4 protein-coding genes are annotated in these 14,098 nt (G+C 63.9%); 2 read left to right on the forward strand and 2 right to left on the reverse strand.

What is annotated here, in order from left to right:
• Window positions 1-166 precede the first annotated feature (166 nt).
• Complete coding sequence (locus ACFLEY_RS37875) at window positions 167-1,762, forward strand: ABC transporter substrate-binding protein (protein WP_060908929.1); 1,596 nt, start codon at window positions 167-169, stop codon at window positions 1,760-1,762.
• Between the two features lie 198 nt (window positions 1,763-1,960).
• Here the strand turns inward: ACFLEY_RS37875 and ACFLEY_RS37880 are convergent, their stop codons facing one another.
• Window positions 1,961-4,192 carry a CHASE2 domain-containing protein gene (locus ACFLEY_RS37880; protein ID WP_060908930.1) on the reverse strand — a complete coding sequence of 744 codons (2,232 nt, stop codon included), beginning with the start codon at window positions 4,190-4,192 and terminating at the stop codon, window positions 1,961-1,963.
• A 123-nt stretch (window positions 4,193-4,315) separates the two neighbouring features.
• Complete coding sequence (locus ACFLEY_RS37885) at window positions 4,316-12,643, reverse strand: FecR domain-containing protein (protein ID WP_396604366.1); 8,328 nt, start codon at window positions 12,641-12,643, stop codon at window positions 4,316-4,318.
• A gap of 619 nt (window positions 12,644-13,262) precedes the next feature.
• Between ACFLEY_RS37885 and ACFLEY_RS37890 the strand changes: the two genes are divergently transcribed.
• Window positions 13,263-13,994: a transglutaminase-like cysteine peptidase gene (locus ACFLEY_RS37890; RefSeq protein ID WP_060908931.1), complete on the forward strand. Its 732-nt coding sequence runs from the start codon at window positions 13,263-13,265 to the stop codon at window positions 13,992-13,994.
• Window positions 13,995-14,098 lie beyond the last annotated feature (104 nt).

Below are 14,098 nucleotides of genomic sequence, written 5' to 3' on the forward strand. Positions count from 1 at the left end.
TTTGATGCAATCGTATGCAATGGCTGTGCCAATGGGGAAACTTTTTCTGCAAATTGCCCCTGCGACGACAAGTCTTTGTGATCGCACGTCTGCGGAGGCACGTCGCTGCCTATTCTGGCATCAAGATTGCAAGTTTGGCCCCGAAATCTCCTGGGAGCTTTGGGCCATGCGTATCCGACTAACGACCTGTTTCGCCGTGCTTGCGCTGGCGATTTCCGCGATCTCGGCGCGCGCCGAAACGGTGGTGCGCTACGGCATCTCGATGGCGGACATTCCGCTGACGACCGGCCAGCCCGATCGCGGCGCCGGCGCCTATCAGTTCACGGCCTACACGATCTACGATCCGCTCGTCGCCTGGGAGATGGACGTCGCCGATCGTCCCGGCAAGCTGGTGCCGGGCCTCGCGACCGAATGGAAGGTGGACGATGCCGACAAGACCAAATGGCGCTTCACGCTGCGCAAGGGCGTGAAGTTTCACGACGGCAGCGAGTTCAACGCCGATGCCGTGATCTGGAATCTCGACAAGGTGCTCAACGACAAGGCGCCGCAATTCGACAAGCGGCAGAGCGCGCAGGTGAAGACCCGCCTGCCATCCGTCGCAAGCTACGCCAAGATCGACGATTCCACGGTGGAGATCACCACCAAGACGGTCGATTCCTTCTTTCCCTATCAGATGCTGTGGTTTCTGGTCTCGAGCCCGGCGCAGTACGAGAAGCTCGGCAAGGACTGGGACAAGTTCGCCAGCCAGCCCTCCGGCACCGGCCCGTTCAAATTGACCAAGTTGGTGCCGCGCGAGCTTGCGGAGCTCACCAAGAACCCGGACTACTGGAACAAGAAGCGCATCCCCAAGGTCGACAAGCTGGTGCTGGTGCCGATGCCCGAAGCGCTGACGCGCACCAACGCGCTGCTCGCCGGGCAAGTCGACCTGATCGAGACGCCGGCGCCGGACGCCGTGCCACAGTTGAAAGCGGCCGGCATGAAGCTCGTCGACAACGTCACGCCGCATGTCTGGAATTATCATCTCAGCGTGCTGCCGGGCTCGCCCTGGACCGACATCCGCTTGCGCAAGGCGCTGAACCTTGCGATCGATCGTGAGGCCGTGGTCGGCCTGATGAACGGCCTGGCAAAACCCGCCAAGGGCCAGGTCGATCCGTCGAGCCCGTGGTTCGGCAAGCCGACCTTCGAGCTGAAATACGACCTTGCGGCGGCGAAGAAGCTGGTCGAGGAAGCCGGCTACTCCAAGGCCAAGCCGCTCAAGACCACCTTCATCATCGCGCAGGGCGGCACCGGCCAGATGCTGTCGCTGCCGATGAACGAATTCCTGCAACAGAGCTTCAAGGAGATCGGCATCGACATCGACTTCAAGGTCGTCGAGCTCGAGACGCTCTACACGCATTGGCGCAAGGGCGCGGCCGACGAGATGAACGCCGGCATCACCGCCAACAACATCGCCTATGTCACCTCCGACCCGCTCTACGCCATCGTCCGCTTCTTCCATTCCGGCCAGATCGCGCCGGTCGGCGTCAACTGGGGCGGCTACAAGAACCCGAAGGTCGACGCGCTGATCGACGAGGCCAAGCAGACCTTCGACAGCGCCAAGCAGGACGAGCTCTTGGCCCAGGCACATGCACTGATCGTCGACGATGCCGCGCTGGTGTGGGTCGTCCACGACACCAACCCGCATGCGCTGTCGCCAAAGATCAAGCAGTTCGTCCAGGCACAGCACTGGTTCCAGGACCTGACGACGATCGGGGTGGAGTGAGGGCAATCTACCGCGTCAAACACCCCTGTCGTCCCGGGCAAGCGTCAGCGCAGACCCGGGCCCCATAGCCACAGGGAGATGTTTGGCGAAGACTCGCGGTTGCCGATCTCGCGCCGCAACTCCTCCCTGGGATTATGGGTCCCGGATCGGCGCGCGCTTGAGGCGCGCTTGTCCGGGACGACAGCGAATGTGTGCCCCCTACTTCGTCAGCAGCGCGTATGCCCCGTTCCAGCCTTCAGCCGGCGGATTGAGCTGGAATTCCTTGATGCGGATTTCATAAAGCTTGAACAGCTTTTCCAGCGTGTCGGCGTCCTCGCTGCGACGACCGCGCTCGATGGCGTCCAGCGCGCCCTGCCAGTCGCGGTTGCGGTAGCAGCCGAGCATCTCGATGGTGACGTTGCGCAGGCGCTGGAAGGAGCCTGAATGCATCACGTCCTCGCGGCCGGCGACGGCGTAGATCACCTCCGGCTCGGTCTTGCCCTTGACCATGATGAAGTCGAGCTCGAGGATCGCGAACTTGTCCTTGGCGGCGAGCGCGGTCCTGGAGCCGACGATGATCGGGAAACCGTATTCCTTCGACTGTCCCTCCAGGCGCGAGGCCAGGTTCACGCTGTCGCCGAGCACCGAATAGTTCTTCTTCAGGTCGGAGCCCATGTTGCCGACCACGCCGATGCCGGTGTTGAGGCCGATGCCGACATTGAGCGGGATGTAGACGTGGCCGCCGTCGGCGGCTTCCTCCTCGCGCTCCTTGTTGACCGCGTCGATCCGCTCCAGCATCTGGATCGCGGCCTCGCAGGCATTGACCTCGTGCTCGGCATCGTCGAGCGGCGCGTTCCAGAACGCCATGATGGCGTCGCCCATGTACTTGTCGATATAACCCTTCTGATCGATGATCACGTCGGTCAGCGGCGTCAGGAAGCGGTTCATCAGCGTGATGAGACCTTGCGGATCGTGCTTGTAGCTCTCCGAGATCGTGGTGAAGCCGCGCACGTCGGAGAACATGATCGTCATCTCGCGCTCCTCGCCGCCGAGCACGAGCTTTTCCGGCGATTGCGCCAGCTGTTCGACCAGAACGGGCGACATGTACTGCGCGAACATGCCTCGGATCTGCACGCGCTGGCGCTGCTCGCGCACGAAGCTGGCGAAGATCAGCGTCAGGTAGATCGCGGTGGTCGACAGCAGCGGGTAGGTGAAGTCGATGAGGTAGCGGTACTGCGCGTAGAAGAACCAGGACACGCCGACCAGGATGGCGGCGAACATCGCGCCCGCAAGCACGAGGCGTACCGGGCCGAGGTTCGGCGTGAAGATGATGACGAGCAGGCCGATGACGAGCGCGGCGATCAATTCGACGCCGAGCGCGTAGTTCGGCTGGGAGATCACCGCGCCGCTCAGCACGCTCTCCAGCACCTGGGCATGGATATCGACGCCCGGCATGGTCGAGGACACCGGCGTGGTCTTGATGTCGTTGAGCCCGACTGCGGAGGTGCCGACCAGCACCAGCTTGCCGGCGATCTTGGCGGGCGGCACGGTGTTGTCGAGCACGTCGGCCGCCGAGACGTAGATCGAGGGATCCTGGCGGGCGTAATGTACCCAGAGCTGGCCGTTTCTGTCGGTCGGGATCTCGACGCCCTTGAGGCGCACGCCCCGCACGCCGGTCTTGTCGGTCCGGACCAGCAGCGTCGGCGTTCCCGTGATGACGCGCAGTATCTCGAGGCTGAGCGAGGGCATGACCATGCCCTGCGCGCGCATGATCATCGGCACGCGGCGGATCAATCCGTCGCGCTCGGTCCTGATCGAAAACAGGCCACGGCCCGCCGCAACCTTCTCGATGACGGGCACGTTGCGCAGCAGGCCCGGGAATTCGAACAGAAAGCGTTCGGCACCGTCCTCGCCGACCGTCGCGACGCCGGTGAATGGGAGCTCCTTGTCGATCTCCGACGAGATCGCCCGCTGCCCGGTCTCGCCCAGCACCACGCGCGAGCGCTTGATCGCATCGGCAAGGATCTGGTCATTGGTCGGCAGCTCGCGCAGCTTGGCGCGGGTGGCGTCGTCCAGATAGCGCATCTGGCTCGCGACCAGATCCGGGTTGAGCCGGTCGGCTTCCGAGAACACCACGTCGAAACCGATCACGACCGCGCCGATGCTGGTGAGGTTCTGGATCAAATCGGCGATCCGCGTCCGCGGCCACGGCCACTGCCCGAGCCTGGCGAGGCTCTTGTCGTCGATGTCGACGATGGTGACCGGCCGCGCCGTCTTGTGGCGCGGATCGATCAGCTGGAACATGTCGAAGGTGCGCAGCCGCAATTCCTGGATCGGCGGCGGATCCCAGAGCCGGGCACCGGCGAAGACGACCAGCAGCGCCAGGCACATCAGCCGCGCAAGGCCAAGCTTCCGCGCAAACCACCGCCGGAGGATCTTGAGACGTTTCATATTGCCTGAATTTCCCGCAGCTCTTCTTCGTCCGATGTTCGGGCGACAATACGCAATCAGCTACGTCTTTGATACCGGAATCCGCCGCGGACGAGGCGCCGTAGCCGAACCGGGGGAATGCCGTCAGGCATGGTTCGCGACGATGAAATCGCCGGCATGCAGGCTGCTCGCCACGAGATTCTTCAGGCGGATCGACTGGTGATCGTCGAGCGTGACCAGCGTGTCGGCTCCCTGTTGCGTGATGCCGAGATCGCTGAAGGAGTGGATGTTGGCAAACTTCTGCAGGTCGATCTTTTCCTGGCCCAGCTCGAGATCGACGATCGTGCTCTGAACCGGAAGCGTCGAATTCGTAAAGGAGAACTGGTCCTGCCCGTCGGTTCCGACCAGGGTGGGTCCCGTGGGCGGATCGACGACCAGCGTGCCGCCGTTGCCGTCGTTGGCGAAATGGAAGCTGTCGATGCTGTAGCTCCCGGCAAACTTGATGGTCGCGGTGTCGGTCCCGTCGGACATCGTCAGCACGCCGCCCAGATGGTCGGCGTTTTCGGTGTAGGTCACCCCGGTCAGGCTCGAGAAGCCGATGTCCTTGAGGTCGAGGAGATCCGAATTGGTGATCGTGCCGTCGCCCGCGAAGCCGTTGACGACGCCGGTGAAATCGGCGGCGTGTTCGATCGCGAAGGTGCCGGTGGTTCCGGTCCCGTTGGCAAAGGTCACGCTCTGTGCGGAAGCCTCGCTGAGGTTCAGCACCGCGCCGGTCTCGATCGTCATGGGCGTGTCGGCGGGCGGATCATAAACGGTGGTGCCGCCATGACCGTCGCTCTGAAGGGTCCAATTCAGGTCCTTGCCGAGGAACGACAGGGTGACGGTGGTCGCGCCGTTGTAGAAGTCGACGGTCGTGACGTTGGTGTCCGAATTGTACTGGGCCTGCGCCGACATCGAGGACGTCCAGGCGAGATCCTTCATGTCGATCAGATTGCCGGACGAGAGCGGAGCTCCGGCCGGAGAGCCCGAGATGAGCCCGTGGAAATCCTTGGCATGGTCCAGGACCAGGGTGCCCAGGCCGTTGTCGTAGTAGACGACGATCCCCGAAACCGAGCCCTCGATCTCCACGACGGCCTTGTTGGAAATCTCGATCGCGCCGGCGCCGCTGACATTGCCCTTGATGTCGATCGTCGAAACGTTGTTCCCGAAGAACGGACCGGCCTCGATCAGGCCATTGTCGACCACGTCGCCCTTCACCGTGAACACGGTGCCGGGCTCGGTCAGCAGCGTCACGCCGGAGGCGACGGTGAGGTCGTGGATCGTGACGTTGGCCGCGCTGTCGACGGTGCAGGGTTCGCCTCCGGCGAGCAGCTTCACGTCGTAGCTGGCCCCCGGCACGCCCAGGCTCCAGTTCGACGCCGTGTTCCAGTCGCCGCCGGCAAAATTAGTCCATTCATCGACCGGGGCGATCTCGACGATGGTGCCGCCGTTGCCGTCGCTGCTCGTGATGAAATGCGTGTCGCTGTAGCTGCCGATGAGCTTGAGCGTGATGCTGTGGTTATGCGTATCGCTCACGACGAGATTGCCGGTGACGGCGTCATAGGTCGCCGTGGTCCCGCCGTCCCAGGTGATGGTCGACAGGTCGATCTTCTCGTTGGCGGCGAAGCCGGCGATCGAACCGCCGAAGGTCGCGGTGTCGATCTCGAGCTCGCCGCCGGCGCCGGCGAAGGTGACGGTCTGCGACACCAGGTTCTTGATCTCGAGCGTCGCATTGGCGTCGATCGTGACCGAGCCTGCGCCGGACAGCGAGCCGAACAGCGTCAGCGTTCCGGTGTGGACCTCGATGAGATGGCTGTTGACGATGGTGCCCGTGATCGACGCCGCGCCCCAGCTGTCGATGTCGCCGGAATTGCTGATGCCGGTTCCGTTCACCGAAATCGAAGCGCCATTGAGCAGATCGATTTCGCCGGCGTTGACGATCGAGGACACGTTGCCGAAGACGCTGCTGCCGGCGACGGTCCAGATGCCGCCTGCATTGTTGTTGAAGGTCGCGCTCGCGACCGAGATGTTGCCGTTGATGTGGCCGGTGTTGTTGATGATGACGGCGCCGCCGGTCTCGACGATCGCATAAGTCGCGTAGGTCACGGTGGAGGCGACGGCCGGCCCGATCGTACCGGAATTGTCGATCGTCGCGAGGCCGTTCGCGTTCTCCTGGATGAAGATCGCCGCATGGCCGGTCGCGCCCACGACCGAGCCGGTGTTGGTGATATGCGTCGAGCCGGTCGCGGCCGGATCGCCCGGAGCGACGGCGTTCTGATTGACACTGATGCCGACGCTGCTGGTGCCGGTGATATGGCCGTTATTGACAATGGTGACAGCGCCTGCGCCCGCGGCAAAAGCGGACAGGCCGACCGCGCCGGTGGCGGAGCCGTTGTTGGTGACGCTGACGTCACCGCCCCCATGATCGAAGACACCGATCGCGGTGCCCGCCGCGGTGATCGACGAGCCCGCGCCGGTCGTGACCGTGACCTTGCCGACGCCCCAGGTGAACGCCTCGATGCCGTAGCCGGCATCCGCGATGATGGTCGCATCGCTGGCGACGGTGACGTCGCCGCTGACGGCGTTCGAGAAGACGCCGCTGCCACCCGGCTTGTAGCCCGCGATGATCGCGCCCGGCGTGGTGGTATCGCCATTCAGCGCCGAGCCGGAATGGATGGTGCCGTGCGCCACGACTGAGATCGTGCTGTGTACGCCGCTCGCGATCGCCGCTGCGTAGTTGACCGCCACGATGCCGGAGCTGCCCGAGATGACGCTATCGCCGCTCGCCAGGGTAACGCTGATGTCGCCCTGGTCGATGCTATAGGCGAGAATGCCGTAGCTGGTCGCGCCCTTCACCGAGGCATTGGCACCGAGCGTGACGGTCACGTTGCCGCTACCGCCGTTCAGCGCCTGGGCGCGGATGCCTATCTCGGCACCGATGACGGTGGTGCCGGCGCCGTCGCTCACCGTAACATCGCCATTGCCGTAGTTGTAGGCGTGGATGCCGTAGCCGCCCGCGGCGGTGACATTGCCGTAGTTGTTGACGACGACGTTGCCATAGACGTTGGCGTTGGCGCCAAAGCCAGTCGCCGCGCCGAGGTAGCCGGCCTCGAGGCCAGCCGGCGCGTTGCCGCTCAGATTGAGGCTCGCACCAGAGTTGACGGTGCCGTAGTTGGTGACGGTGATCGAGCTGTGATCCGAGGCCAGGAGCGTGCTCGCGCGATTGACTGCGACGACGCCGGAGCTTCCCGACGTGACGACGCTGCCGGCCTCCGTCCTGACGGTCGTGCTGCCTGAGCCATAGCTGCGCGAACGGACGCCGTAGATCGAGCTCCCCGTGATGGTGCCGCCGGCGTCGATGGTAATGTCGCCGCCACCCTCGGTGTGCGCATCGATGCCGTAAGCGCCGCCCGCGGCGCCGCCAAGCTGGGTAATCGAAATGTCGCCGCCGTTGGCGGTGTTCAGGTTCTCGACCAGCACACCGACCGAATTCGCGCCGGAGCCGGTCGCCTTGCCGGTGAGATCGTTGACCGTGATGGCACCGGAGCCCGCTTGGCTGTCGCGCAACGTGATGCCGTTGCCGGCACTGCCGGTAATGTTGCCGGTCGCCGTCAGCGAGATGTCGCCTGTGCCATTCTGCGTGACGACGACGCCATTGGCCGCACCGGTCAGTGCACCGGAGGGCGTGAGAATGATGTCACCATGGCTACCGGGCGACCCACCCGAGGCGGTGAAGTCGACCGCATCACCACTTAATGCCTCAATGTTGGCATCACAGGTGATGGTGAAGGTGCCTCCCGTTGACGCCTGACCGCTGATGGTACCGCTGAAGGCGTGGCTTGTATCGTCGAACTTGAGCGTGTTGGAGCCGCCCGCGAAGAGGACCGTCTGCGCGTCCGCACCGCCGAGCTCGAGCATCGCGCCGTTGTCGATGATCACCGCGCCGATGCCGCTGAGGCCACCGGAGAGGTTCAACGTTCCGGCCTGGACCTCGATGGTGCCGGTGTTGGTGACCGCCGCCGAGATCGTGTTGAGACCGGTGACCCCGTAGAGATTGCCAGAATTGCTCAGGCTGCCGCCATTGATCGAAACGTCGGACAGATAGAGTTTTGACGCGGCGTCGATCGAGATCGTTCCGCCGGCGTTGGCCACGGTGGCGGTTATCAGCTTCAGCGTGGCGCCGTTCACCACCTCGATCAGATCGTGATTGGTGATCGCGTGAAGGACGCCGGGATCGACCGTCAGCGTGCCGCCGGTGACGGCGATCGTGCCGGTATTGGTGATATCGGCGTTGTGGATCGCGCTCGTGCCGGTCGATTCCAGCGTCCCCGCGATCGTCAACGTGCCGCCATCGATCACTGCCCCGACGAGATCGAGCGTCGAGCCTGATGTGACCGAAACCGCGCCGGTGCCGTTGGTCACCGTCATCGCGATCAGCTTCAGCGTGCCGCCATTGATTGCGGCCAGCGTGCCGGTGTTGGTGACGGCCTCGTGGTCGATGTCGAGCTCGGCGCCATTGGCCTGAAGCGTGCCGGCGTTGGCGATGGTGGCCGAGGTCATCGTGGCAAGCGTCAACAGGCCGCCAACCGCCTCGATCAGGCCGTTGCTGGTGATGGCAGCATCGGTGATCGTGGTCGCCCCGGACGAATCCAGCGTGCCCGAAACGGAGAGTGCGCCGCCGGTCAGGCTCGCACCCGCCAGGGTCAGCTTCTTGCCGGGATCGACCTTGACGGTGCCGCCATTGCCGATCGTGGCTCCCGCAATGGTGGCATCGTCGAGCGTCAGTGTGACGCCGTTTTCGACCGTGACCGTGCCCTTGTTCAGGGTTGCGTTGCCGTCGATCTTGCTGTTGCCGGTGACGTCGATCGCGCCGCCCTGCGCACCGCTATAATTGTCGATGGTGCCGCCGGTGATCTCGGTACCGGACAGCGTCAGCGTCTGGCCATCGTCGATCTTGATGACATGGCTGGTGTTGGTCAGGATATCGTTGAGCAGCGTCGCGGCGCCGGCGATCTCGAGCGTACCGGTGTTGGCGACCGCTCCGCCCTGGATCCTGGCGCCGTCCTTGAGCTTGACGGTGTTGTTGAGCTCGATGCTGGAATTGTCGGTGATATCAGTCCCGGACACGGTGACGCCATCCAGCGTCAGCGCGGCACCCGCGGTGACCGCAGTGACGCTGAGCATGGCACCGCCGTCGATCTTGCTGGCACCGGTGACGTCGATGGTGCCGCCGCCCTTGATGGCGCCGCCGCTGAGCGTGGCGTGGTCCAGGGTCAACGCGGCATTGGCATCGACGATAACGTTGCCGCTCGAATTGTTGACGGTCGAGCCCTGGTCGATGGCCAGGGCGCCGTTCGCCAGCACCTCGATCGTGCCGGCATTGTTGACGCCCTCATTGCTCAGCGCATTGCCGCTGCCGCTGACGTTGAGGACAGCATTGTTGTTCAGGATGCCGTCGCTCAGGACGGCGTTGCCGGTCAGGTCGATTTCACCGTTGCCGGTGATCACGCCTGTGCCGCGGATGCCGGCGTTGAGGACGGGGCCCCCCTCATCGTCACCGCCGCCGATAACCGGCCCCGCTCCGCTGATCGTCGCGCCGTTGACGGTCAGCTTGCCGCTGGCATCGACGGTGATGTGGCCGGCGTTGGCGACGCTGGTGCCCTGGTCGACGGTGAGCCAGCCATTCGCCAGCACCTTGATCGTCCCGGTGGAGGTGTTGGAGACGCTCTCGTGGGCGAACTCGGCCGTACCCTTGACGTTGACCGTGCCGGAATTGTTCAACGCGCCGTGCTCGATCAGGCTGGTGCCGTCGAGCTCCAGCGTGCCCAGGATGGCGACGGTGCCGCCGTCGACCGTCGCGGTATCGACGATCAGCATCGTGCCGGCATCGGCCTTCAGCGTGCCGCCGGCATTGTGGATCGTGGCCAGTATGTTCAACGTGCCGCCCGACAGCTCGATCGTGCCCGAATTGCTGATCGTGGTGCCGCTGGCGAAATCACCGCCGCCCTGGAGCGTCAGATAGCCGGCATTGGTAAGCACGCTCGTGTCGAGGATCTTGGCCTTGCCGCCGACCGACATCGTGCCGGTCACGGTGTTGGTGAGGATCGAGTCCGCGCCCATGTTGAGCGCGCCCGATATCGTCAGCGAGCTCTGGTTGATCAGTTTCGGCGGCGGGCCGCCGAAATCGTTCATCGTCACCGACCTGGCATAGGCGGCGACGTCGATCGTCACCGGATAGGACGGCGTCAGGCCGTGCAGCTGATCGGTGATGACGATGACGTCGTCATTGATGGTCGGGACGGTGCCGGTTTCCCAGTTCGCCGCGTCCTTCCAGAAACCGCCGGAAGGCGCGCCCGCGTGGTCGGTCGCGATCCACACCACCGCGGGCGCATCGGTGCCCTTGATCGTGACGGTGATGGTCTGCTGCGAGGTGGCGCCCTGCGAATCCGTGAGCGTCACGGTGTAGGTCAGCGTCAGCACCTCGCCCTTCGGAATGAAGTCGGCGAGGTAGACGGGAAGGTCGGCCAGCGACCAGTTGATGGTGCCGGTGCCGTCCCCGGTGCTGTCGGCACCCGCCGCGATCGCGACCGACATCGCGCTCTGGAACGCGGCGAGCGGACCCGGCGGAACGGTGCTGCCATCAGGCAGGGTCGCGCTGGTCAGCGCCACCGACACCGTATGCTTGTCGGTGAGATCGACGTCGTCGAAGCTCAGCGTACCCGACGTCGGCACATCGCTGGTGAGCGGACCGCCCGGCTTGCTGGTGCCGCCTTCGAAGGTGATGGTCGGAACGCTGGTGGTGATCACCGGCTTGTCGTTGGTGCCGGTGATCGTGATGGTGATGTCGATGAACGAAGCTTCGGGGTTGACCGAGAAATTGTTGTCGACGCGGACCCCGTAGGTGAGCGTCAGCGTTTCTCCCGCCGCCAGGAAGTCGAAGACGTGGTCGGGGATCGTATAGGTCCAGACCGCCGAGCCGTTATTGTTGTTGCCGGCGGCGGCGGCGACCTGGATATCGATCTGCGTCGCCGCGATGTCCTGCTTCTGGAGCGCAGAGAGCGTGCCGGTGACATCCTGCTGGCCGGCGCTCTTGTAGACGTAGTTCGGCGCGTCGCTGAGGCTAATGCTCACCGTCGGCTGATCGCCCAGGTTCTGGTCGACGAAGGTGATCCGGCCGGAGATCGTATCGGGCGTCGTATCGCCGGTCGCGTTCGCGTGCTCGGTCAGCGCGAACGCCGTCTTCACGTTGCCGTCGAGATCGAGGCTTTGACGCAGGGGCGGCCCGGGGATGCGGGTGCTGGTCGCCGGATTATGGCCCGCCCCCTCCGAACCCGGCTGATTGAGATTCGTGAAGGTCGCGGTCGCGGTGGCACCGGTGTCCGTCTTGATCACGACAATATTGCCGGTCTGCGTGATCGTGTCGGTGAAGTTCGTGGTCAGCTTGGTGTTGGTGTTGTTGTCGGTGAACTTCAGCGTGAACACGTCCGTGATCAGCTTCTGGATGTCCGGCGACATCAGCGCGTTGGTGATCGAGACGTTGCCGCCGCTGATCTGGATCATCTGGCCGGCCTGATTGACCGTCGCGATCGGCAGCAGCGTGACCTTGTCGAACAGGATGTAGGAGCCCGTCGTGCCGTTCGGCTCGACCAGCACCTGGAAGCTCGCCTGCTGCTGCGGATCGCCGCCGCCGGTGGGAACGACGAAGTTGATCTGGGTCAGCACCGCCGTGCCGCGGATGCCCATGGTGGCGACCGGCGTGTCGATCTTCATGTCGCCGTGCTTGGCGGTCTCGCCGGCGACGAAGGTGATGGTGCCGGCGACCAGGCTGAGCAGCGAGGAGTTGTTCGACCCGTTGGGGTCGTAGACCATCTCGTTCAGCACCATCCGCGCATTGGAGGACAGGCCGAACACGGTGCCGTCGATGAAGGTGATACCGAGCGTCGAATCCGCGCCGGTCGAGACCACGTCGCCCTTCTCGACATTGTCGCCGTTGTTCAGGATGACCGAAACGCCGTTGCGGACCGCGGTCGCGCTGCCGGAGAGTTTGGTGACGTGGCCGATGACCTGGGCTGCGGCAGTACCGGGCGCGGCCTGCGCATATTGCACATGGCCCGTGAGCGCGTTGACGACGTCGCCGGTGAGGTGGGCGCCATCGGGCGAGGCGATCGCGGCGCGCTTGTCGCCCCTGAAATAATCGTGAACGACGAACTCGTGTCCCTCATGGGACAGCACGAGGTCGAGACCGGCGCGCTTGAACTCGCCGTTGAAGATCAGGTTCGGTTCGGGAACCACGAACGCGCCATCAGGCACGTGACCGTGCGCCTTCGCGATGAAGGGCTTGGCGGTAAAGGAATCGACATGGAGATCGGCGGGCGAGTGGGAACCCTGGCCGTCCAAGAAGATCGCGGCGTCAAATTTGCCAGCGTAATTCAACCGGGCACCGTAAAAAGGGTTAAAATTTAAGTAAGTATCAACCGCCTAAGCTTGCATAGCATTACTAAATCCTTAGCGAAACCATCTATTGCTTGTGTGATTTCGCGTCACTTGACGATCGGAGCCCTCGAAGAGCAGTGCCCTCATGGTGAGGACAAAGTATTCCTTGCAGTATTCTGAAGTTGAAGTTGGCCTGTTTTCGCACATTCTCAGTCATCCAAAGTAAACTGCCGTATAGATCAAGCGGCAGATACTCATGTCATCTTTTCTTCGTGGAACCCCGGGGCATCCTGCGGGAAATACGGAACTAAATCTGTGACCCAACTAACAGAACCCGTGAAATAGCGGGTCGTTAGCCATAGGCGACAGAATCAGCCCACCTGCAACTTCTGCCTGCAATTGTTTCCATTTCGCGGCGACCGGACACCTCCTAGTCCCCGATTCGTAAAATTTTACGCAATTTGGGCAGAGCCGTTTCAGCCTGTCCCACGGTTTTGGGGCCCCTGCCGGGCGCATTAAGCAGAACAAAACGGCCCGTCTCGCACTATCTCCGCGAAAGCAACAAAGCCCGGCACGTACAGGTCGAGGGGGACCTGGCGAAGCCGGAAGGGGATGTCAGATGGAGACCGCTGCTCGCTCGCGCGCCTGGCGCGCAATCCTTGTCCTGTGCGGATTGGTTCTGCTCGGATCGACCGCAGAGCTCCGCGCCGGCACGCTGCTGTCGCCGGGCGCCGGCGTCCTCGTGCGCAAATCCGCCGAACCGTTCGGCGTGTTCGCCTTTGCCATCTCGTCCGGCAGCCTCCAGCAGAAATGGTCCGCGCTGAAATCCAGGCTCGACGACGACATGGTGCAGCTCGCGCTGTGCGACGGCGACCGCGACAATTGCGCATCGCCTGCGGCACTCAAGTTGCTCGCCATCGTCGACCAGGCCCGCGCCCGCGACGGCCGCGCCCGGCTGGGCGAGACCAATCGCGCCATCAACCTCGCCATCCGCGCCGCCAATGACGGCGCCGACGACGTCTGGAGCTCGCCGCTTGCGACCTTCCAGCGCGGCGCCGGCGACTGCGAAGACTATGCCATCGCCAAGCTGGCCGCGCTGCGGCTCGCCGGCGTTGCCACCGAGGACCTCCGCGTCGTCGTGGTGCGCGACATCCGCGCCGGCGAGGAGCATGCGGTTGCCGCGGCAAAGCTCGATGGACACTGGCTGATGCTGGACAACCGCCGCATGGCGATGGTCGAGGACGACGACTCGCGGGGCTACCAACCGCTGTTCGTGCTGTACCAGTCGGCCGTGCTGAAATATGTCGACGAGCCGGTGCGGTTCTCGATGGCCACGGCCGAGGCGCATTGAGCTAGCCTGTCTTATTCGTAAGAGGCGCCCGAGAGGCTGGCGAGCGTGGTGTAAAGCGCTGATACGGCGTAGGATTCGGTTGTGAAGCCAACCCCATCACCTCC

Origin of the sequence: Bradyrhizobium sp. YCK136 (genome assembly GCF_044570075.1) — a bacterium.
GTDB classification, from domain to species: Bacteria; Pseudomonadota; Alphaproteobacteria; order Rhizobiales; family Xanthobacteraceae; genus Bradyrhizobium; species Bradyrhizobium diazoefficiens.